Origin of the sequence: Proteus sp. NMG38-2, assembly GCF_020640995.1 — a bacterium.
Taxonomy (GTDB): domain Bacteria; phylum Pseudomonadota; class Gammaproteobacteria; order Enterobacterales; family Enterobacteriaceae; genus Proteus.
Map to the genome: position 1 here is coordinate 2,943,732 of NZ_CP085481.1, position 22,917 is coordinate 2,966,648.

A 22,917-nucleotide genomic window follows, 5' to 3' on the forward strand; every position below is an offset into this window, starting at 1 on the left:
TTTGAAGCACACGCAACAAATCTGTTTAAGACAACGAGAAATTATCGGGTTGGATAACAGAACTGTTGCGTTTGCACTGGCTCCTGTGAATAACAGGAGCCAATCATATTTAAAGAAGTGGCATATTCTACACTGAGATAGAAAGGAATGCTGTAGCTATTTTGTCAATAGTTACTTAATGCCACCGATACGACTGAGACGAACACCTGTAGGCCATTCATTCTCTACTTTTTCAAAGCTCATCCAGATTGTTGTCGCTTTACCGACTAAATTTTTCTCTGGTACAAAGCCCCAGAAACGACTGTCAGAACTTCCATCACGATTATCCCCCATCATAAAATAATGATCTTCAGGAACAATCCAAGTACCAACGGGTAATCCTGGTTGGATAAACTCAGGCATCGTCATATCACCAGGTATTGTCATAATACGGTGAGAGACTTTTCCTATCGTTTCTACGCGTTCTTCTTCACGTAGTTGAGTTGCTGTTGAAATAGGATCTTCAATCGGAATTGATTTCATGCCATTTATACGCTGACCACCCGGTACATTTTGTAACAACAGCGTCCATTCACTTGGATAAGCGGTACCATATGTCACCGAAATCTCATCGTTACAAATCGCTTTATTACAATTTGGGTAGATATGTATTTTTTTCGACATCATATCATAAACAATTTTATCGCCCGGTAATCCAATAACACGTTTAATAAAGTCAGTAGAAGGATCACGAGGATATTTAAAGACAGCAATATCACCTCGTTTTGGCTTTCCTGTATTTATTAACGTTGTTTGTGTTATTGGATCTTTTAATCCATAAGCAAACTTTTCAACCAAGATAAAATCGCCAACCAATAAGGTTGGCATCATGGAGCGAGAAGGTATTTGAAACGGCTCATACACAAATGAACGCAGAACCAAAACAATAATCAATACTGGAAAAAGAGAACCTAAGGTTTCAGCCCAGCTTGGTTTATTAATTGATTTTGCTAACTCTTGCTGATCCTCGGTCCCTTGCGTCATCTCTTGAAGACGCTTTAGTTTTGCTTTTCGGGCTGGCTTGAGCTTAAAGCGCTCAATTCCCCAAAAAACTCCCGTTATTAGCGTTGCCAGCGTTAGGATCAAGGCAAACGTGTTAGCCATGTTTTCTCCTTAAATTATTTATCTTTACCAACATGAAGGATGGCTAAAAACGCTTCTTGTGGTAGCTCTACGTTACCAATTTGCTTCATACGTTTTTTACCATCTTTCTGTTTTTGTAACAGTTTTTTCTTACGGCTAACGTCACCACCATAACATTTGGCTAATACGTTTTTACGTAACTGTTTAACAGTTGAACGAGCAATAATATGGTTACCAATTGCCGCTTGAATAGCGATATCAAACTGTTGACGTGGAATAAATTCTTTCATTTTTTCCACCAATTCACGGCCACGATAAGGTGCATTATCGTTATGTGTAATCAATGCTAATGCATCAACACGATCACTATTTATTAAGACATCAACACGCACCATGTTAGAGCCTTGGAAGCGGATAAAGTTATAGTCTAAAGAGGCATAACCGCGTGATGTGGATTTTAATCGATCAAAGAAATCTAAGACCACTTCAGCCATCGGAATTTCGTAAGTCAATGAGACCTGATTACCATGATAGACCATATTGGTCTGAACACCGCGTTTTTCGATACATAAAGTAATTACATTGCCTAAGTATTCTTGCGGTAATAACATATGACATTCAGCAATAGGCTCTCTGATTTCTTCAATATTATTCAGTGGCGGTAATTTAGACGGGCTATCCACTAATACAATATCACCGCTCGTCATTTCAACTTCATAAACTACGGTTGGAGCTGTTGTGATCAGGTCAAGATCATATTCACGTTCTAAACGTTCTTGGATGATCTCCATATGAAGAAGACCCAAGAAACCACAACGGAAACCAAAACCTAACGCGGTTGAGCTTTCTGGCTCATAGAATAATGAAGCATCATTCAGGCTTAATTTACCTAATGCATCACGGAATGATTCATAGTCGTCAGAGCTAATTGGGAATAAACCTGCATAAACCTGTGGCTTCACTTTTTTAAAGCCCGGTAATGGTTTATCTGCTGGTTTTTGGGCTGCTGTTAAAGTATCCCCAACAGGCGCACCTAAAATATCTTTAATACCACAAACAACCCAACCTACTTCGCCACAATTTAATTGTGTTGTATCAATTTGTTTTGGTGTGAAAATACCAATACGGTCAATGTTATAAACTTGACCAGTACTCATCACCTTAATTTTATCACCTTTACTCACTTTACCGTTTTTAACACGGATCAGTGAAACAACACCTAGGTAGTTATCAAACCATGAATCAATGATCAGTGCTTGTAATGGAGCATCGGGATCACCTTCAGGTGCTGGAATTTCTTTAACAAGGCGTTCGATAACTTCTTTAACACCAATACCTGTTTTTGCAGAACAACGAACTGCATCTGTGGCATCAATTCCCACAATGTCTTCAATTTCTTCAGCAACGCGCTCAGGTTCAGCTGCAGGTAAATCTATTTTATTTAAAACTGGAACGACGGTGAGATCCATGTCCATCGCTGTATAGCAGTTTGCTAATGTTTGTGCTTCAACCCCTTGTCCTGCATCAACGACCAATAAGGCGCCTTCACAAGCAGCAAGTGAACGAGATACTTCATAAGAGAAGTCAACGTGTCCTGGGGTATCGATAAAGTTAAGCTGATAAACTTCACCGTCATCTGCGGTGTAATTCAAGGTTACGCTTTGCGCTTTGATTGTAATACCACGTTCACGCTCAAGATCCATAGAATCAAGAACCTGCGCAGCCATTTCACGATCTGATAAGCCACCACAAATTTGAATAATTCGATCTGATAACGTCGATTTACCGTGGTCAATATGTGCGATAATGGAAAAGTTACGTATGTTTTTCATTCTGAAATTATTTTTCTCTATTGCTTTGCTCTATAAATCTGGCTTTGGAGTCATTCATGGACACAAAGCGAAAACTCTATATTGCAGGAGTTATTATTGATGACGCATTCTACACACTAGAGACATTATACTCAAAGAAACGTTCATCAAACACAAACATTTATGCTAAGACTTACATTTATTTGTGATTTTTTTGAGGTAATTTCCAGATATCGAAACGTGTTAATTTAAGATGAAAACGATAACAAAATTAACCAAGCAAAAATAATGGGGCTAATGCCCCATCTTTTTTATCTGTCAGCTACTCTTGAAATTGAACCTTAAGTTCATGAGGAGGAAGACCTATTTGTAATATAACAGGCTCAAACCCTTCGTCTTTACTCCACCATGTTGCCACTTTTTTTGCTAATAAAAAGCCAAGAAGGCCACCAGCAAGACCACTACAAAAAATAGCAAATTCACTGGAAAACCAAAGGCTCGCAATACCCGCAACAATAAATAGACCAATAAGTGGCGTTAAATACACCAACATAGCCGAAAGGAGTAAATTATTTTCAGGGATCCCTACTTCCACTTTTTGCCCTTCAACTAAAGGTTGTGCAACAGGAAGTTCGAGTTGATGAACAGTTTCGGGCCCTATTTTATTTAATAAATAAGAGCCACACGCGGCACGAGCTTGGCAACTACCACAGCCAGAAGAGGAACCGTAGCGCAATAACGCTCTTCCTTCATGCCAATGTATAACTGTTGCCCACTCTTTAACCATAACTTATACCTTTTACTTTTTCGTAAATACAACACTGTTGACTATCTTCTGTGCCGTAGAAAATGGTAATTGACCAATAAAGGTAATTTCATTGCCTTCTTTGTCATAGGTATAAATTGTATTACGACCATACCTTAACATTTTATCGCGTTCGGGCGAATTTGTTTGCTGACCACTTTTATTAACATAAATAGAGAAGTCAAATAAGCCATCACTAAATAAAATAGACTGACTAAATTCAGTTTCAGAAATCTGATGATTACTACGTTTTACTTCTTTAAAACCATCAGGTAACTCGCTGACTGACCAGTTATAAACTAAAGATTTAGATTTAGGAATAAGTAACACTGGCGGCATATTAACCGTACGTAATGAATTCAATTTAGTTTCAACCTCATTGCCTTCATTCACCGTGATCACCCTAAATTGTTCAATAATGTCATTATTTTTATCTAAAAGATCCACTCTTAAAGGAAGATATCTTTCTTCATCAATAAACAGGACATAATCATAACGGTCATTATTTTTTGATAGCACACGCACAACGCGACTTGGAATATCACCGATATGTGTTCTACCTGCATCGATAAAGTTATAATATCCCGATAACTCATTGAAATCTTGGTAGATAATAGCTGGAATATAATCAACAATATGATCATTTCTCAAGCTAAAGGCATCTAATCCTGGCTCAAAATAACTAATTTCATTACCACGTTGAACAATTTCACGACGTGTACTGTCCATTTGCATTAGTTGTGCAAGGGGTTTGTCATCAATAAGAGTATGACGATAGCGAATAGGGACAATACCTTGAGAATTGATATTGATAAAAGATAATTCATAGGTAGAAGTTTGACTTGTATGACCCATCTTTTGCAACAAAGCCTCGACACTACCCGTTTGAGGTTGTGCCAAGGCTTGTATCGACATTGACAGGCTGCCCACCAATAATAAGGCGGATAACCATGATTTTTTCATTACGACTGTTTCATTCCCACACGTTATTTATACATTTACGTCGTTATTATTGCTGTGCAGCTACTGGTTGAGTGACACCTTGCTCATTCGCAGGTGCTTCATTTTGTGGTGCATTATAAATACGACGATCTAACTCGTACTGTTGCAACATTAAGCCAAGGCGCTGATTGCGCTCTTGTAAACGTGTTTGCTGGTCTTTGCCTAAAGTATCGTTTTGAAGATTTAAACTCACTGGCGCACCTGAACCCATAATAGGTTGGGTATTAAATACAGGAGTGTCTACTTGGAAATCTTCAGAACCATTCTTTCCATTATATTGCTGAACACCAACAATAACAGCTAATGAAACACAAGCCGCGACACCGATTTGAGTTAACTGACTTGCCCAAGGACGTAACGTTTGTAAGAAAGAGTGCTGACGCCATTGTGATGGCGCAGGTTGCTGCTCTCGTTGTTGTTCAGGACTTATGCGGACAGGCTCATTCTCTAAAGCGAGCGCAACGCGACTTGCGATATCAAAGTGGACTACTTCACCTACATCACCACGCATTGTGTCACGAATTAAATGGTAACGTTGCCATGTCTCTTTCATGGAGTCATCACGCGCAATTGTTCCCATTAATTCTTTATCAAGAACTTCGCCATCCATAAATGCAGAAAGTTTTTCTTTTTGCATGTAAAAGTACCCTTCAGTCAATGATGGTTCACCCACAATCAAAACTCTTGTATTAATGGTTGAACCTTATTATCAATAGCTTCTCGCGCCCTAAAAATACGTGAACGTACTGTTCCGACAGGGCAATCCATAATGACGGCTATCTCTTCATAGCTCAGTCCGTCAAGTTCCCGAAGTGTTATAGCAACCCTTAGATCTTCAGGTAATGACTCTATGGTGTGAAAAACCACTCTCCGTAACTCTTCAGACAACATTAAATTCTCAGGGTTCGAAATTTCTTTTAATGCGTTTGGTGATTCAAAATTTTCGACATCACTCGCATCTAAATCATTTGAAGGCGGACGTCGCCCTTGTGCCACCAGATAATTTTTTGCGGTATTCACCGCAATGCGGTAAAGCCATGTATAAAAAGCACTATCACCACGAAAAGAACCTATGGCTCGGTAAGCTTTAATAAAGGCTTCCTGCGAAACATCTGGCACATCACCCTGTGGTACATAACGGGAAATCAGGCTTGCTACCTTGTGTTGATAGCGGATAACCAGCAAATTAAACGCATTCTGGTCACCATTTTGTACCTTTTCAACCAACATTTGGTCCGTTAACTGCTCGCTCATTAGAGATGGACTCTCCCGAAGTCAAGCTTCGCACTATTTTTAAATGACTCCGTCATATTTACTCTCGTTATTCCTTCTCGTTTTTTATGAGCTACATGACTTAGAGCGTAAAAATAGTATGAAGTTCAATTCAATCATTATTTTAAGAGATGAATCACAAAAAAATTATCATGGTGATCACCAGCCAATATGCAATTTGCCAATAAAGAAACGATAACACAATGATATTATTTAGATATATACGATTACTTACAACAATATATATTATCTTAAACAAGGCATTATTAAATATAGATTTAATAATATAAATAAAAGTCAGTTACCCAAGATTGAAACTTATCAGTGTAATGACCTTCATTATGACGAATAATAAGCTCTTCTATATTACATCCAATGCAACTTTCACTTTGTCTTTGAAATGCTAACAATATTCGATGGTAGGGTTTGTCTGCGCTATCTTTGATATTCACTCGCTTGACAATATTCCACTCTTTTTTTTCTGCTATTTCAATAAATTGTTCACCAATAGCATAGGGCAACACAACACAAAATAAACCATCATCTGTAATAAGTGATTGCGCACTGTCCAATAATCCCTCATGCGTTAATGTTTTAGTATAACGAGCTTGTTCACGAACATCATTACGACAAGCAATTGCCGGCTCAAAATAAGGGGGATTACTGACAATTAAATCATACTTACCTTGTGTTTGTTCTGCATAATGATGAATATCACAATGATAAATATGAATTAATGAACACCATTGTGATGCTTGGGCATTGTCTGTAGCTTGTAATGCCGCATTTTCATCAAGTTCAATGCCATCAATACATTCAATTTGGTTAGCCCGTTGAGCCAACATTAAAGCAACTAATCCACTCCCCGTACCGATATCAAGAGCTCTTTTTACATTCTCGATAGGTGCCCAGGCTCCGAGTAAAACGCCATCTGTCCCTACTTTCATTTCACACTTATCATGAGCAACAAAAAATTGTTTAAATGTAAAACCACCTTTGCGTAATCCCGCTTTTTTCACTTTCTTTTGATTCATCTATAGGCTCTATTGATTCGTCTTACTATCTCTTTTTTATTACTTATCATTCATGTCATTGAAAAAGAGATATATGGTATGATAACGCTTCTGCAACCCCTATCTTAACATTAAACTATTTGTATACGATGCGCGCTTATTTAGATTAAGCCTAAAAACAACGAATACCTTCGTCTATCGGTAATATATAATGTGATAGCGGTAAATCCGCTGGCTTTTAGCAGGGGATAATGTCAAAATCCGCGCCCTAAACAGAGGTATACAATGACAGCCACGACATTTTCTAGTCTTGAACTTGATGAAAGTTTATTGACCGCATTAGAAGAAAAAGGATATCAACGTCCTACTGCAATTCAAGCAGATGCTATTCCAGCAGCAATGGATGGACGTGATATTTTAGGCTCTGCGCCAACAGGCACAGGGAAAACTGCGGCCTTTTTACTTCCGGCAATTCAACACTTGCTTGATTACCCACGTAAAAAATCAGGCCCGCCACGTATTCTTATACTGACACCAACACGCGAACTTGCTATGCAAGTTGCCGAGCAGGCAAAAGAATTATGTGCGCACACACATTTAGATATCGCCACTATCACGGGCGGTGTTGCTTATATGAATCACGCTGAAGTCTTCAGCGAAAACCAAGATATCGTTGTTGCAACAACAGGTCGTTTATTACAGTACATCAAAGAAGAAAACTTTGACTGCCGTGCGGTAGAAATGCTGATTTTAGATGAAGCAGACCGCATGTTAGATATGGGTTTTGCTAATGATATTGAAACCATCGCGGGCGAAACTCGCTGGCGCAAACAGACATTACTATTCTCAGCAACACTTGAAGGTAATGCCGTCATTGATTTTGCACAACGTATCCTCAATGAGCCCGTTGAACTGAATGCTGACCCTTCACGCCGTGAACGTAAAAAAATTCAGCAGTTCTATTATCATGCAGATAATCTTGAACATAAAACAGCATTACTGGCCGCATTGCTAAAGCAAGACGATGTTAAAAAATCGATTGTCTTTGTGCGTAAAAGAGAACGAGTAAGAGAGCTCGTTTCTGCGTTAGAAAAACAAGGTATTAAATGTAGCTATCTTGAAGGTGAGATGGCGCAAACACAACGTAATGATGCAATAAAACGATTAGAATCAGGCCAAATGAATGTATTGGTCGCGACAGATGTTGCTTCTCGTGGTCTTGATTTGGACGACATCACCCATGTGTTTAACTTTGACTTACCTCGCACTGCTGATGTTTATTTGCACCGTATTGGTCGTACAGGACGTGCTGGTCGTAAAGGTATCGCCATTTCATTGGTTGAAGCACACGATCACCCATTATTAGGCAAGATTGGCCGTTATGTTCAAGAGCCAATAAAATACCGTGTCGTCGCTGAACTACGTCCAACCACTAAAGCACCGAGTCAAAAAGCAACCTTTAAGCCATCTAAAAAAGTACTGGCTAAACGTAAAGCGAAAAAAGACGAAGAGAAAAAAACAGTCAAAGAAAAAGTACGCGCTCGCGATCGTAAAAATATTGGCAAGCGTCGTAAAACGGCCACCAATAGCGCGACAAAAAGTGCGTCACCAGTAAATTCAGCAAAAGAAACACTGACTGATAGCGAATAATCTGCATTATTTCTTCATTTATTTAGAACCGTAGCGAATTAATATCGCTACGGTTTTTTATTATTTAATAACACTTATTGTGCATAAAAAAAGCCCGATATTTTCATATCGAGCTTTATCATTAACTTATTACTTTAGTGAAAATTACAGGCTTTCAGTGAAAGTACGAGTAATAACATCACGTTGCTGTTCTGGAGTCAGTGAGTTAAAACGCACTGCATAACCAGAAACACGAATAGTTAATTGAGGATATTTCTCAGGGTTGTTAACTGCATCTTCCAGTGTTTCACGGCTTAACACGTTAACGTTAAGGTGTTGACCACCTTCTACACGAACAACCGGTTTAGATTCTACAGGCACTTCACGGTATTCGATATTGCCTAACTCTTTACGGTTAATCACTTGGCCTTCTTCAAAGCCTTTTTTAGCACAGATGCAACGAGCTTCGCCGTTTTCATCATCTAATAACCAGAAAGAGTGTAATAAATCGTCGTTATCAGCTTTAGTAATTTGGATACCAGTAATCATTTCGACCTCCAATATGGGCGCAAAATCAAATTCTAATCTCGTATCAGAACTTGGGTATTTGGTCTAACCAATGTTTCTGTCTACTTATATACCAGTATAAATGGCGTCATTCTTTGACTAATATCAATAAAATTCATAAGCACTTTATCAACCAAGGTGCAAAGTGTTGTTTTAAATCAACAATCGCCCTTTCTTGATTTGCAATTTTTTTTGTAAATTTTAAAAGAAAATTTGAATATTCAATTAATTCTAATTTTTAAACCGTTATATTTTCATTCATTCAATGAAATCTGTAAGCTTAGGCACTATAAGATATCAATAAGGATTTTATGTTATGACTACCGCATTAACTTGGCATGATGTAATAGGTGCTGAAAAAGAAAAGCCTTACTTTCATCAAATTATGTCTCAAGTCGCACAACAAAGAGAAGCCGGAAAAATTATTTATCCCCCTCAAGAAGACATTTTTAATGCTTTTCGTTTTACGCCTTTTGAAAATGTGAATGTCGTTATTTTAGGACAAGATCCTTATCATGGCCCAAACCAAGCTCATGGACTCTCTTTTTCTGTACGCCCAGGTGTACCTGCCCCCCCTTCACTAGTTAATATGTATAAAGAGCTTGAAAAAGAATACTCTGATTTTAAGCGCCCTAACCATGGCTACTTAGAAAGTTGGGCAAAACAAGGTGTTTTATTGCTTAATACCGTATTGACCGTAGAGAAAGGCCAAGCACATTCTCACGCTAATTATGGTTGGGAAATATTCACAGATGCTGTTATTGAGCAGATTAATCAACGTAGAGAAGGGGTTATTTTCCTACTTTGGGGAGCCCATGCTCAGAAAAAAGGTCGTTTTATTGATACAAATAAACACGTTATCTTAAAAGCACCTCACCCATCACCACTTTCAGCACATAGAGGCTTTTTAGGCTGTGGTCATTTTAAACAGGCTAATGATATTTTACAGCAACAAGGCCGAACACCTATCAATTGGTATCTTGACGCGATTGAGTAAGACCTGCCTTTAAAAAATATAAAACCGCACAATAACTTGAAGATTTATAAACTTCGTATTGTGCGGTTTACTTTATCTACACTGAATAAAACGTGTGATAACGAATACTTTTATTAATGCTATTTAGAAACGATAACCATAGCTGGACGTAATAAACGACCATTTAAGGTATATCCTTTTTGCATAACATCAACAACATGATTAGATTCATGTTCAGGACTATCAATCAATGTCATCGCTTGGTGAACATCAGGGTTGAATGCCACATTTTTTTCTTCAACGACTTCAATGCCAAATTTACGCACGGCATCTAAGAATGACTTCAGTGTTAACTCTAACCCTTCAATCATTGGTTTTTGCGATTCATTTTCATGATCAGCAGCAGATAAAGCGCGCTCTAAATTATCAAGTACCGGCAATAATTCATTAGAAAATTTTTCAAGTGCAAATTTATGAGCTTTCTCAATATCTTGTTGGGTACGGCGACGCACATTTTCAACTTCAGCCAAAGCACGAGCCATAGCTTCACGCTCTGTTTTTTGTGATTGCTCCAGTTGTTTTTCAAGAGAATCAATACGCGCTAATGCCTCAACTAATTCAGCTTGAGCATTAAAATCCGCTTGTTCTTCTTCGGTCATTACCTGTTCTTGAGATTCATCCATTACCGATCCCATTCCTTCTTTTTCTTTTGAGACTTGCTCTTCATGTACATTTTGTTCTTTACTACTCATGAACATCTCCGCGTAGTTTTGGTATTCATCTTCATATTTAGTTTATTATGGGGATCAATAAACGGGTTTCAAGGAATTGGCGCAAAACGAGGGTAAAAAAATGCCAGATAATACCGTAACGGAAAAAAAACACTTTAAATGTATTGGCATTGTCGGCCATCCTCGCCATCCAGAGGCACTTTCAACACATGAAATGCTTTATCATTGGCTACAAGCTCAAGGCTATGATGTTATTATTGATACACAAGTCGCTCATGAGCTAAAACTTGAAAATGCACAAACGGGTGATTTAACACAAGTGGGTAAAGTCGCTGATCTCGTGATTGTCGTCGGAGGTGATGGCAACATGCTCGGTGCTGCGCGAGTGTTATCTCGCTATAATATCAAAGTAATTGGCGTTAACCGTGGTAACTTAGGTTTTCTTACTGATCTTGATCCTGATAATGCCTTACAACAATTAACTAATGTCTTAGCAGGACACTATCGTGAAGAAAAACGGTTCTTACTTGAAGCTCGAGTCTGCGCTGAAGGTCAAAGAACACGTATTGGTACAGCAATAAATGAAGTCGTGCTTCATCCTGGTAAAGTGGCTCATATGATTGAGTTTGAGGTTTATATTGATGATCGCTTTGCCTTTTCACAGCGTTCTGACGGCTTAATTATAGCTACCCCCACAGGTTCAACCGCCTATTCATTGTCTGCTGGCGGCCCTATTTTAACGCCCAATCTTGATGCTATTGCGCTTGTACCTATGTTTCCCCATACCTTGTCAGCACGCCCTTTAGTTATCAGTAGTGATAGTCAAATTCGTCTAAAATTCTCACAAACGAATATCGATTACGAAGTAAGTTGTGATAGCCAATTAGTATTACCTATTAAAGAAGGCGATGAAGTTATCATTAAACGTAGCCGTCAAAAACTCAATTTGGTTCATCCGACTGATTACAATTATTTTAATACACTCAGCTCAAAATTAGGTTGGTCAAAAAAAATGTTCTAATTTTTGTGCCTCACTACTTTACTGTATAAAAAACCAGTTTATACTGTATGTAATTACAGATATGTTTTTATACACAGGAGAGGCACTATGCTGACTCAATTAACTATTAGTCATTTTGCCATAGTCCGTGAACTTGAAATCGATTTTTCTGGCGGCATGACGACCATTACGGGTGAAACTGGTGCCGGTAAATCTATTGCCATTGATGCACTAGGTTTATGCTTAGGTAACCGTGGTGATGCTAATATGGTGCGCCCAGGTGCAGCTAGAGCTGATTTATGCGCACGATTCTCACTCTCTGACACGCCATCAGCACAACGTTGGCTTGAAGAACATCATCTTGATGATCATAACGAATGCCTATTAAGAAGAACCATCTCCGCTGATGGGCGTTCTCGTGGTTTTATCAACGGTACTTCCGTGCCCCTTTCACAATTAAGAGAGCTAGGTTCTTTACTTATCCAAATTCATGGGCAACATGCTCATCAGCAACTTTTAGAACCTCGTTATCAAAAACAACTGCTTGATATTTATGCTCATGAGCCTGCTTTATTAAAAAGCATGAAATTAGCCTATCAAACATGGCATCAAAGTTGTCAGACATTGGCCTCGTTTCAACAACTTTCCCTAGAAAGAGAAGCAAGGAAACAACTGGTTGATTATCATTTAAAAGAGCTTAACGAGTTTCAACCAGTACAAGGTGAATATCCTGAATTAGATCAAGAATATAAACGCCTATCTAACTGCGGACAATTTTTGACCTTAAGCCAAAATAGCTTACAACTCTTAAGCGACAACGAAGAACAAAATATTTTAAGTATGCTCAATGTCGTTAAACATGAAATTGCAGAGCTCACCTCTATGGAGAGTCAATTTAATTCATTGTTAGAGATGCTAGAAGAAGCCTCAATCCAAATTAGTGAAGTGAGTGACGAACTTCGCCACTATAGTGATCGTTTAGAAATGGATCCTAATCGCTTATTTGAAGTTGAAAAACGCATGTCTAAATACATTAGTTTGTCACGTAAACATCGCGTAGCACCTGAAGAATTATATGATCTTCATCAGCAATTAATTGAAGAGAAAAATGCCTTACTTCGCCAAAATGATGATTGTGAAACGTTAATCGAACAAGTAAAGGCAGATCATTTAATGGCGTTAGATGTTGCTAAACAATTACATCAAGTTCGCCAACAATATGCTAATGAACTAAGCCAACTTATCACAAACAGTATGCATCAGTTATCAATGCCTCATGGTTATTTTACTGTTGATACTTACTTTGATGACAGTTCACTGCAAATCGATGGCGCCACAAAAGTTGAATTTAATGTCACTACTAATCCAGGACAACCTCACCAAGCGCTTTCTAAAGTGGCTTCTGGTGGTGAGTTATCTCGCATTGCGCTCGCAATACAAGTGATCACAGCGAAAAAAATGGATACACCAGCTCTAATTTTCGATGAAGTAGATGTGGGGATCAGTGGCCCTACAGCCGCTATTGTAGGTAAATTATTGCGAGAATTGGGTGAATCAACTCAAGTAATGTGTGTTACTCACTTACCTCAAGTCGCGGGTTGTGGACATCAACACTATTTTGTTAATAAAGAAACCAACGGTGAAGAGACAGAAACCACAATGAAACTATTATCGAAAAAAGAACGATTACAAGAGCTCGCCCGTTTATTAGCAGGAAGTGAAGTCACCAAAAATACCTTAGCAAATGCGAAAGATTTGTTGGCTGCATAACGATTAACAAACTTTTATTGATATTTAGGGTCATAGGCAGAGCGTGAAAGGTTTTCAATTGCTGCGTTGTCGATTATCATCGTCACTATGACCCTAAAAGGAATGTAATAACCATGCGTTTTAAACTGTTAAAAGTTGCCGCCTTATCTTTAGTCGTAATGACTTCAGGTTGCTCTATGTTCGAGAGACTGGTTTATCACCCAGATATCAATCAGGGAAATTATTTAACACCAGCCGAAGTCGCAAAAGTTCAGCAAGGAATGACACAGCAGCAAGTTCAATTTGCCCTTGGTACGCCAATGCTTAAAGATCCTTTCGGAAGCCAAACTTGGTATTATGTTTTCCGTGAGGAGCCAGGTCACCAGGAAGTACGTCAAGAAACGCTGACACTAACTTTTGATAGCAATGGCATACTGACTAAGATTGACAAGCAAGGTAATATGCCTAATTTCTCAGCACCTGCAACTAAATCGTAATGTGATTACAGTGCTAAGAAAGCTTAGTTTTATATAAGATTGGCAAAAGCGAATTGCACCCCATACGTTAAATTTGACGTTGGGGTGTGTTTTTATAAAGAGAAATTACTTTATAGCAGTGTTATCTTTTATTGTATCTGTCTGTAATCAAGCGCCTATCAATGCAGTATGTAGCGCCCCTATATTGGGCAAAAGCATGGTATTACTCCGCTTTTTGTCGTGCTTTTTCAGCACGCTTACGACGCATTTCTTTAGGGTCGGCAATTAAAGGTCGATAAATTTCAACTCTATCACCGTCTTTCACATTATCACTTAGCTTTGCTGGCCGACTATAAATGCCAACTTTATTCTTAGTTAAATCAATATCATTACAAATAGTTAAGATATTTGAAGCAATAATGGCTTGTTCAACAGTGTCCCCTAGCGTTAGTTCTACAGGGATAAGATACTGTTTATCAGGCAACGCATAGGTTACCTCTACCCATATTTTAGTCACGATAGATCTCTTTCGCTCTGTGAGTAAATGCTTGAACCATATTGTTCGTTAAATCTTTAAAAATACGGCCAAAAGCTAACTCAATTAATTTATTAGTGAACTCAAAGTCTAGCTGAAATTCTATCTTACACGCATTATCATCAAGTGCGGTAAACACCCATCCCCCAGTCAATTTACGAAAGGGGCCATCAACAAGACGCATATCAACACGTTCATTAGTCTTTAAAAAGTTATGGGTAGTAAATGTTTTACTAATTCCCGCTTTTGAGACATTTATTGATGCAATCATTTCTTCTGGTGTGCTTTTGATCAGTTTACTTCCAACGCATCCTGGTAGAAAATCAGGATAAGTAAGAACATCATTAACCAGTTTAAACATTTGCTCTGTGCTAAAAGGGACGAGAGCAGATCGACTAATCTGAGGCATAGTTATTCCTGTACGACAACACTGTGTGGATCATATCATTGAACAGTGACTAATTAAAAATCTAATGGAATATAGCTTAAGTTTTATGCAATTGAAAAGAAAACAGTCGGTTAAATGATTTCTTTCTATTGCTCATACAGTATAATGTGGACATTATGACAAAGAAAAAATCACACAAACCTGGTTCCGCGACCATTGCGTTAAACAAACGTGCTCGCCATGAATATTTCATCGAAGATGAGATTGAAGCGGGTCTGTCGTTACAAGGCTGGGAAGTTAAATCACTGCGTGCCGGTAAAGCAAACATCAGTGATAGCTATGTTATCATGCGTGATGGCGAAGCTTATCTTTTTGGTGCAACCATTACTCCTTTAAATGTTGCATCAAGCCATGTCGTTTGTGACCCGACTCGTACCCGTAAACTATTATTAAAACAACGCGAATTAGATTCACTTTACGGTCAAATCAATCGTGATGGATACACCGTCGTTGCTCTTTCTCTTTATTGGAAGAATGCATGGTGTAAAATTAAAATTGGCGTAGCCAAAGGTAAAAAAGATCATGATAAACGCGATACCATTAAAGATCGTGAGTGGAAATTAGACAAAGCACGTATCATGAAAAATGCTAACCGCTAAATTTCGTTAAGTACTAGCAATTACAAGTATTTTTCTGATATACTCGCTTTCAACAACTTGGGGCTGATTCTGGATTCGACGGGATTTGCGAAACCCAAGGTGCATGCCGAGGGGCGGTTGGCCTCGTAAAAAGCCGCAAAAAAGATAGTCGCAAACGACAATCAGTACGAAGCACTAGCAGCTTAATAACCTGCTTAGAGCCCTCTCTCCCTAGCTTCCGCTCTTAAGACGGGGATCAAGAGAGGTCAAACCCAAAAGAGATCGCGTGGAGACCTAGCTTGGGGTCAAAGCGTTAAACTTAATCAAGCTAGCTTATTCATGGCGCGTCTGTCCGCAGTGGGTAAGTGAAATTAAAGATAGACTAAGCATGTAGTACCGAGGACGTAGAAATTTCGGACGCGGGTTCAACTCCCGCCAGCTCCACCAAATTATCTTCTAAGGACGTCCAAAGAAGACTGAAAAGCCCGCTAACTCAATGAGTTGCGGGCTTTTTTATGTCCTAAACTGTCCTATTTTATCCCACCCAAGCTAATTCTTTTAGGCCCATTGATAGGCCCAACGAAAAGAACTAACATCTTTGTTGGGCCTAAACGCATGGAGATTTTTCATGGCAAGAAAAACTAAGCCATTAACCGATACCGAAATCAAAGCAGCTAAACCGCAGGACAAGGACTATCAGCTGTATGATGGTGATGGACTCACACTGCTAATCAAATCTAGCGGAAGCAAGTTATGGCAATTCCGTTACTACCGCCCGTATACAAAACAAAGGACCAAACAAAGTTTTGGGGCCTACCCTGCTGTCACACTTTCAGATGCTAGAAAACTTAGAGCAGAGTCTCGCTCATTACTGGCAAAAGATATTGACCCTCAAGAATATCAAAGAGATCAAATAAGAAACTCTCAAGAGGCTAAAACCAATACCTTCCAACTTGTCGCTGAACGTTGGTGGGAAGTAAAGAAGTCCACCGTAACCGAAGATTACGGTAATGATATTTGGCGCTCACTTGAACGAGATGTCTTTCCCGCTATAGGTGATATCAGTGTTACCGATATCAAAGCCCATATATTGGTCCAAGCAATACAACCGGTTCAAGCTAGAGGTGCGCTAGAAACGGTTCGTCGCCTATGTCAGCGTATCAACGAAGTGATGATCTATGCTCAAAATACTGGCTTAATTGATGCTGTACCTAGTATCAATATTGGCAAAGCTTTTGAAAAGCCTAAGAAAAAGAATATGCCAAGTATTCCCCCTGATCAGCTACCAAAGCTCATGCAGACAATGCGTACAGCTAGTATTAGCCTATCTACTCGATGCCTGTTCATGTGGCAGCTACTCACCATCTCGCGCCCTGCTGAAGCCGCTGAAACCCGTTGGGATGAAATCAACTTTGAGACTAAGGAATGGAAGATACCTGCTGTTAGAATGAAAATGAACCGTGAGCACACAGTTCCATTGTCTGATGCTGCTTTAGCTATTTTAGAGCTCATGAAACCACTCAGTGGTAACCGTGAGTTTATCTTTCCTAGCCGTATCAAGCCTACTCAGCCAATGAATAGCCAAACTGTCAATGCTGCATTAAAACGCGCCGGGTTTGGTGGCGTATTGGTTTCTCACGGCCTACGCTCAATTGCTAGTACCGCTCTCAATGAGCACGGTTTCCCACCTGATGTGATTGAAGCAGCCCTCGCCCACGTTGATAAAAACGAAGTTAGACGCGCCTATAACCGCAGTGATTACATAGAGCAAAGACGCCCTATGATGCAATGGTGGGCTGATTTTATTGAATCGGCTGATAGGGGAAGTATTATTGAAGGTGGTATAAGAGGGATATCGCTAGTTGGGTAACATGTGTACCAGCTCTAATCTGAGCTGGTACTATAACTACACAGAGTTATATATCATCCAGATGTTGGTTCTGTGCCAAGAGCGAAAGTTGGAGTGTCAGGGATTTTTCTAAACATGAATGATTCATTTTTCAGGGAGACTTACAAGGCAAAAATGGGAAGCCAATAGAACCCTGTGTAACCCAGTGACAACCATGAATCGCCTTATCCTCCATTCCGAAAGTGATAGGGGCACGGTTGACAAGGGCTTTGTTATAATTGTATCAGTTAATAATTCTGAACTTCTACTTTACCATAGGGCGACCACTGTTGCCTGATGATTCGTGGTCTGCCCCTTCAACTCAGCAAAAGTGCGATTTATTCCACAAAGCTGGTCTTAACCTTAACAAGTTGGCGAATGCCTCGCTGCTCTCCACTAATCTCGAAAGGGAACCCAATATTAAGCAGAACTCTGGCGGCTTCGAGACATACAACTACCGTAAGGACTAATATGAAATTACTTAAAATCCCGAGAAAGCATTTGTGAAGCAGCTGAAGCTGTATAAACTCCAGCATGCTTTATTTCAACTGATATTTTGTAACCATCATCTCTAAATTGTGCAAGCATTGAGCTTAAAGAACCAAGTTTTCTAGTATTCAAAACCATTCTAACTATTGTCCCTTCATGATAATGACCTAACTCTATATGTTTTTTCCCTTCTTCATCGAGATATATAGCATGCTCACCGCTACAAATAAGAAAGCTACCTCCAAGCTTACATATACGACTAATCATATAAAGCCCAAAACCTGAATTATGCCATGGGTTTTTTGTATTAATTTTTGCACCTTTGTAATTTTTACTAGAAATAGATGGCATTAATGCTAACTGAATGGCTTCAGAATCATTATTAGCTTCTATATAGGGGTTTTTCGATAGTGAATTTCTCATACCCATTCCATTATCTGAAATTGCTATTTCGACACGGCTATAAGAGGGCCAATACTGTGCACAATACTCAATCACCTTTGATTCGCTATGTTCAACAACATTACGCATTATTTCTCTAATAGAGAATGTCAATGCATCAATAAGGTCACCTTCTTCTTGGCGAGCAAGTATCTTTGCTAATTTTCCGGAGCGTGCTTCAACTATCTCTTGTACTTCAGTGTATTTATCGTTAGCTTCATCCATTACCGTTTGAACACGAAGAATGGTAAAGGGAACGAAATTATTATTCCCATCTGTACATCCTGGCTCACGACCATGCTTTAATCCAAAAGCCCTAAAGAAAGCCATGTTTGAAGCATAATCTTTACTTTCGTGTCCACTACAAAAAATTTTAAATCCATCTATTTTGTTTTTCTGCTTTCTATGAAAATCTCGAATGTGCTTAGCAATATAAATCATTGCAAATGGTTCAACTCTTCCCATATTTGAGAAATCTATAGTGATTTGTTGCTGCTTAGAGTGCTTCTCAATTTCATTACAGAAATCGAATATTTTTTCAGGGCTACATGTAGAAGGAAATAAAATTCGGGACATATAAATTCCTTTGGAGGTTTTTCTATAAATGCTAATCAATAAGTACTAATAAGACAAGCTTATGAAATCCGACCGTGAAAACCTTATTGAAAAAACTCGTAGGCGAAGTTAAAAAGGTTGGTGGAATTGCCTATAATTTTGTCTCACCTAGCAACCGCTTAAGGATCGTATTGTTCTGCTACCCAGCGCCCATCTCGTTTTCGTCAAATGTAAAGATCACAAAAAATCACCACGAGTCAAATAGCTAGGCGAGCATGGACAGCTCCTTATGCTGAACTTTGACGTGGTGATGTTAGGTAGAAAAAATCTGAAGAAAATTATTTAATTCCACTCACATCGAGCGTGCCACTGCCCGGAAGGTAACTACTTATAAACAATGCTACCGATTCGCACATATTGAGAATGCATGCAATTTTGTCCAGCTATCACTTAATCCCAAATGCGAAAGGTGCTAAATCAGTTTATATTCATCAATGGAGATCCGGACGAGAGTCAGGTTGAGCTAGGTGGTATGATTTATTGAAAACTGCATGCCAATCCCTGTATCAGGTAGTTTAAGTATCCCGAGATTGATAGTAATATATTAAAATTCAACGGATAAGTTATTAATGTCTAACAAGCATAAGGAAGCTCCCATTGGACACAGCAGAGCATGATGTTAAATTTGCATGGTCTCGTTTTTATGAGGCTTTTGCCAGCACGTTACTGGATTGGCGGAACCGAAGAAATGAATTAGTCAAAGGAATTCACCTAATTGCCGCAGATGTCGACGGGATGTCCCATCTGCAGGACAGACCCAGCAAGGGAGAAGCTTATCCTTTAAAAGATATTTGTCCGTTTACTACCATGGGTTTGTTCAATCGCAGTCTAACCGACGCCAATCGCAAAACTATTGCCGCTAGGCTAGCGATTTTGTTGGGCGTGAGCGAGCCAGTTCCTGACTCCTTTGCTGGTATCCCGTTGCTGAATAACCAAAAATCTTGGTTCTTTGGTTATGAAAGGTCCCGTGATCCTGATGACATTGAACGCTTGTGGGAGATATTCTCACAGGCAATAATGTTTGCAGATAACGAGAATACCAACTCCACAGACTTCACTTCCGCATATGACATCGCTTCTGCAGTGAGGAATGTAGGCTGGAATCTGACCATGGGGCTGTACTGGGTCCGTCCCTGGTTCTACCCCACTTTAGATAGCCAATCGCAATATTACATCCAGAAAGTGTTAAACATTAAGATCCTTAAAAACGGAGTAAAAGGTCGCTGCAGTGGGCAAAGCTATCTAAGCATTATGCTGGCGCTTAACAAAGCCTTTACCCAACCCAACTATCCTGTTCATTCCTTCCCGGAACTCTCTCTGTCAGCTTGGCATACCGATCTTAGCCAGTCTAAAGATGAAGTAGAAAATCGAACGTGGAAAGCCTCTCTACTGAATAAAATTAAGGCGTTATGCCTGAAAAAAGAGAGTCCTTATTTCACCGCTTCGGAGTTGAAAGAAAACTACCTAGACGTATTCAAGGCAGAACGTCCAGAGAGTAAAACGGTTACAAGCTCAATCTCCTTTTATCTGCAAAAATTACGCGATGATGATGAGTTAAAATTCCATGAGCGCGGAAATTATGAATACCTGAATTTTGAAAAAAACGAATCCCTGACGATAACAGAGGAAACAGTTGAAGAGAGTGCTCCACCACCAAAACTCACTCACATGCCTTACGCCATCAATCATCTTATTCAGGAGGGCTGCTTCCTTGAAAAAGCGAAGATCCAACTCACACTTCAGCGGCTGTTCGACAAGAAAAACCTGATCCTACAAGGGCCTCCAGGAACCGGAAAAACCTGGTTGGCTCGACGTCTGGCATACTGCTTAATGGGAGAACAAGCTCCAGAGCGTATTAGCGCGATGCAATTTCACCCGAACCTCTCTTACGAAGACTTTATCCGTGGCTGGCGTCCAGGAAAAGATGGCCGATTAACGCTAATTGATGGGCCTTTTGTGAATGTAATCAAAACTGCGATCAATAATCCTGCCGCGAAATATGTGGTAATTATTGAAGAGATTAACCGAGGCAATCCGGCGCAAATATTCGGTGAAACACTCACGTTGATGGAAGCCGATAAACGCACACCGACCGAGGCGCTAGCGCTCTCCTACAGTGAAAATCCGGATGAAAAAATCTACATTCCTGAGAACTTGTTTATCATCGGCACGATGAATATTGCAGACCGCTCTCTGGCACTACTCGACCTAGCACTGCGCCGCCGTTTCGCATTTATCGATCTAAAGCCTGCGTTTAATGACGCGTGGAAAAACTGGGTAAATCATAAATTCGCAATTAATTTAGACCTGTTAGACATCATCGCGTCTCGACTGGCTGCACTAAACGAGATGCTGGAAAAAGATGTTACTTTAGGGCCGCAGTTTTGTGTCGGTCACAGCTATGTCACCCCAGCCATCGGTCAGCAAATCAACGATGCTCAGGCCTGGTATGAACAGGTCGTCGATACAGAGATTTGCCCTTTGCTCGCAGAATACTGGTTTGATTCCCCAAACAAAGTCGACGAAGCCAGAAAAGTGTTATTAGTAGAATGACGACAATCACCGTTAGTGAGCAACATAAAGCGTCACGCATTCCCGTGCGAAATCTTTGGTTGCTGATGCTGTACGCTTCAGATCTGTTTCGCCAGTTGGGGCGCAGTCATATTGCGGTTGAAGATAACCCGGCAGAAATACCTGACCTGGTGGCGACAATCCTGCTACATGAAATTGCAGTGCGCCGTCGTCGCAATTTAAGCATAGGATACCAAACCCGTCATGAGGCCTTAAACCGAGTGAGAGGACGCATTGATGCACTGTATACGGCTAGTCATCAGTTGCTGGAGCGGGGACGGATCGCTTGCCATTTTCAGGACATGACCCTCGACACCCCGAGAAACCGCTATGTTCGCTGTGCGTTAGAACGTCTGACCCCGCTCATAACGAAGCCGTCGCTGGCAGCAGATTGTCACATTATGGCAATATCACTTCGCCGTGAAGGAATAAACGGAGGGTATCCTGACAATAGAGAACTTCCCTCGGTGTGGCGTTTCGGGCGTCATGACGCCGCAGATAAACCGATGGTCGATGCCGCAAAATTATCTTTTGAACTGCTGATGCCAACCGAAGATCGTGGGCGACATCTTTTACCCGCCCCCTCAGATAATCTTTACTGGATGAGAAGGTTGTTTGAAAAAGGTATCGCGGGATTTTATCGTGTACACCTGGCCAAAACAACCTGGCGGATCTCTGCAGGGAAAGAGCTGAAATGGGCGATTAGTGGTCAGAGTGCGGGCAGCGCAGCGATTTTTCCGACGATGAAGTCAGACATTATTCTAGAGCACAAGATGGCCCAGCAGCGCATTATTATCGATACCAAGTTTAATGCGATCTTGACAAAGGGCTGGTATCGGGAACAATCGCTACGTAATAACTATATTTATCAATTATATACCTACCTTAGAACACAGGAAAGCAAGGCGGACCCACTTTCACTTAATGCCGCAGGCCTTCTTCTTCATCCAGCTGTTGGCTATATGCTCAATGAGTATGTTACCACTCAGGGACATAAAATCCATTTTGCTACAGTAGATATGGCGGTAGATGCTAAAACAATTAAAAAACAATTACTAAAATTAGCCCATAACTGTGCAGGAGTCACGGCTGATAACTTACCACTTCATAAAGCAATGACTGCAATATAATCTACTATTGCAGTCACTTAGCTGTTATCCAAACTTAATCATCACATAACGCGCTGCGGTATATCATCC

21 protein-coding genes and 1 other RNA gene are annotated in these 22,917 nt (G+C 39.9%); 10 read left to right on the forward strand and 12 right to left on the reverse strand.

Annotation, left to right across the window (positions count from 1 at the left end; all coding sequences use genetic code 11):
• Positions 1–171: 171 nt before the first annotated feature.
• From lepB to trmN, 7 genes are all read right to left on the reverse strand, one after another.
• Entirely contained in the window at positions 172–1,143 is a 972-nt protein-coding gene (gene lepB, locus LG402_RS14105; RefSeq protein ID WP_166540800.1) for a signal peptidase I, read from the reverse strand.
• A 14-nt stretch (positions 1,144–1,157) separates the two neighbouring features.
• Positions 1,158–2,954: a translation elongation factor 4 gene (gene lepA / locus LG402_RS14110; RefSeq protein ID WP_166540801.1), complete on the reverse strand. Its 1,797-nt coding sequence runs from the start codon at positions 2,952–2,954 to the stop codon at positions 1,158–1,160.
• 301 nt (positions 2,955–3,255) lie between these two features.
• Positions 3,256–3,720 (reverse strand): SoxR-reducing system protein RseC, encoded by a 465-nt coding sequence (gene rseC / locus LG402_RS14115; RefSeq protein ID WP_072068725.1) that lies wholly within the window; start codon positions 3,718–3,720, stop codon positions 3,256–3,258.
• 12 nt (positions 3,721–3,732) lie between these two features.
• Entirely contained in the window at positions 3,733–4,701 is a 969-nt protein-coding gene (gene rseB / locus LG402_RS14120; protein WP_166540803.1) for a sigma-E factor regulatory protein RseB, read from the reverse strand.
• A 46-nt stretch (positions 4,702–4,747) separates the two neighbouring features.
• Positions 4,748–5,377 carry an anti-sigma-E factor RseA gene (gene rseA / locus LG402_RS14125; protein WP_208105208.1) on the reverse strand — a complete coding sequence of 210 codons (630 nt, stop codon included), beginning with the start codon at positions 5,375–5,377 and terminating at the stop codon, positions 4,748–4,750.
• 38 nt (positions 5,378–5,415) lie between these two features.
• On the reverse strand, positions 5,416–5,994 hold the full coding sequence (gene rpoE, locus LG402_RS14130) for an RNA polymerase sigma factor RpoE (RefSeq protein ID WP_023581594.1): 579 nt from the start codon (positions 5,992–5,994) through the stop codon (positions 5,416–5,418).
• A 296-nt stretch (positions 5,995–6,290) separates the two neighbouring features.
• The gene (trmN, locus tag LG402_RS14135; RefSeq protein WP_227335780.1) at positions 6,291–7,046 is read right to left on the reverse strand and encodes a tRNA(1)(Val) (adenine(37)-N(6))-methyltransferase TrmN; all 756 of its coding nucleotides are present in this window, start codon (positions 7,044–7,046) and stop codon (positions 6,291–6,293) included.
• A gap of 264 nt (positions 7,047–7,310) precedes the next feature.
• Between trmN and srmB the strand changes: the two genes are divergently transcribed.
• Positions 7,311–8,675, forward strand: a complete 1,365-nt coding sequence (srmB, locus tag LG402_RS14140; RefSeq protein WP_166540806.1) for an ATP-dependent RNA helicase SrmB — start codon at positions 7,311–7,313, stop codon at positions 8,673–8,675.
• Between the two features lie 144 nt (positions 8,676–8,819).
• On the opposite strand, the gene grcA is transcribed toward srmB, so the two are convergent.
• A complete protein-coding gene (gene grcA / locus LG402_RS14145; protein WP_023581591.1) occupies positions 8,820–9,203 on the reverse strand; it encodes an autonomous glycyl radical cofactor GrcA in 384 nt (127 codons plus the stop codon).
• Positions 9,204–9,537: 334 nt separating this feature from the next.
• Between grcA and ung the strand changes: the two genes are divergently transcribed.
• The gene (gene ung / locus LG402_RS14150) at positions 9,538–10,218 is read left to right on the forward strand and encodes a uracil-DNA glycosylase (RefSeq protein WP_227335781.1); all 681 of its coding nucleotides are present in this window, start codon (positions 9,538–9,540) and stop codon (positions 10,216–10,218) included.
• Positions 10,219–10,337: 119 nt separating this feature from the next.
• Here the strand turns inward: ung and grpE are convergent, their stop codons facing one another.
• Positions 10,338–10,949: a nucleotide exchange factor GrpE gene (gene grpE / locus LG402_RS14155; RefSeq protein WP_166540808.1), complete on the reverse strand. Its 612-nt coding sequence runs from the start codon at positions 10,947–10,949 to the stop codon at positions 10,338–10,340.
• Between the two features lie 100 nt (positions 10,950–11,049).
• Between grpE and nadK the strand changes: the two genes are divergently transcribed.
• The 3 genes from nadK to bamE all read left to right on the forward strand — a co-directional run bounded on the left by nadK (position 11,050) and on the right by bamE (position 14,174).
• Complete coding sequence (gene nadK / locus LG402_RS14160) at positions 11,050–11,949, forward strand: NAD(+) kinase (protein WP_109407352.1); 900 nt, start codon at positions 11,050–11,052, stop codon at positions 11,947–11,949.
• An 87-nt stretch (positions 11,950–12,036) separates the two neighbouring features.
• Entirely contained in the window at positions 12,037–13,698 is a 1,662-nt protein-coding gene (gene recN, locus LG402_RS14165) for a DNA repair protein RecN (RefSeq protein ID WP_166540809.1), read from the forward strand.
• A 113-nt stretch (positions 13,699–13,811) separates the two neighbouring features.
• Positions 13,812–14,174 carry an outer membrane protein assembly factor BamE gene (bamE, locus tag LG402_RS14170; RefSeq protein ID WP_088495022.1) on the forward strand — a complete coding sequence of 121 codons (363 nt, stop codon included), beginning with the start codon at positions 13,812–13,814 and terminating at the stop codon, positions 14,172–14,174.
• A 202-nt stretch (positions 14,175–14,376) separates the two neighbouring features.
• Here bamE and LG402_RS14175 read toward each other — a convergent pair whose 3' ends face one another.
• The gene (locus LG402_RS14175; RefSeq protein ID WP_413685691.1) at positions 14,377–14,673 is read right to left on the reverse strand and encodes an RnfH family protein; all 297 of its coding nucleotides are present in this window, start codon (positions 14,671–14,673) and stop codon (positions 14,377–14,379) included.
• Positions 14,663–15,097, reverse strand: coding sequence for an SRPBCC family protein (locus LG402_RS14180; protein ID WP_006533588.1), 435 nt, complete (start codon positions 15,095–15,097; stop codon positions 14,663–14,665). The genes LG402_RS14175 and LG402_RS14180 overlap by 11 nt, the downstream gene beginning before the upstream one ends.
• A 155-nt stretch (positions 15,098–15,252) precedes the next feature.
• On the opposite strand from LG402_RS14180, the gene smpB reads away from it, so the two are divergent.
• The 3 genes from smpB (at position 15,253) to LG402_RS14195 (ending at position 17,584) form a co-directional block, all read left to right on the forward strand.
• Positions 15,253–15,735 (forward strand): SsrA-binding protein SmpB, encoded by a 483-nt coding sequence (smpB, locus tag LG402_RS14185; protein ID WP_109407355.1) that lies wholly within the window; start codon positions 15,253–15,255, stop codon positions 15,733–15,735.
• A gap of 59 nt (positions 15,736–15,794) precedes the next feature.
• Positions 15,795–16,161, forward strand: a transfer-messenger RNA (tmRNA) gene (gene ssrA / locus LG402_RS14190).
• A gap of 181 nt (positions 16,162–16,342) precedes the next feature.
• Positions 16,343–17,584 carry an integrase gene (locus LG402_RS14195; RefSeq protein ID WP_227335783.1) on the forward strand — a complete coding sequence of 414 codons (1,242 nt, stop codon included), beginning with the start codon at positions 16,343–16,345 and terminating at the stop codon, positions 17,582–17,584.
• Between the two features lie 495 nt (positions 17,585–18,079).
• On the opposite strand, the gene LG402_RS14200 is transcribed toward LG402_RS14195, so the two are convergent.
• Entirely contained in the window at positions 18,080–19,108 is a 1,029-nt protein-coding gene (locus LG402_RS14200) for a hypothetical protein (protein WP_163761976.1), read from the reverse strand.
• Positions 19,109–19,744: 636 nt separating this feature from the next.
• Here LG402_RS14200 and LG402_RS14210 point away from each other — a divergent pair.
• Both LG402_RS14210 and mcrC read left to right on the forward strand, forming a co-directional pair.
• Positions 19,745–21,700 carry an AAA family ATPase gene (locus tag LG402_RS14210; RefSeq protein WP_227335784.1) on the forward strand — a complete coding sequence of 652 codons (1,956 nt, stop codon included), beginning with the start codon at positions 19,745–19,747 and terminating at the stop codon, positions 21,698–21,700.
• Complete coding sequence (mcrC, locus tag LG402_RS14215; protein ID WP_227335785.1) at positions 21,697–22,848, forward strand: 5-methylcytosine-specific restriction endonuclease system specificity protein McrC; 1,152 nt, start codon at positions 21,697–21,699, stop codon at positions 22,846–22,848. Before LG402_RS14210 ends, mcrC begins: the two co-directional genes overlap by 4 nt.
• Positions 22,849–22,917: the final 69 nt, after the last annotated feature.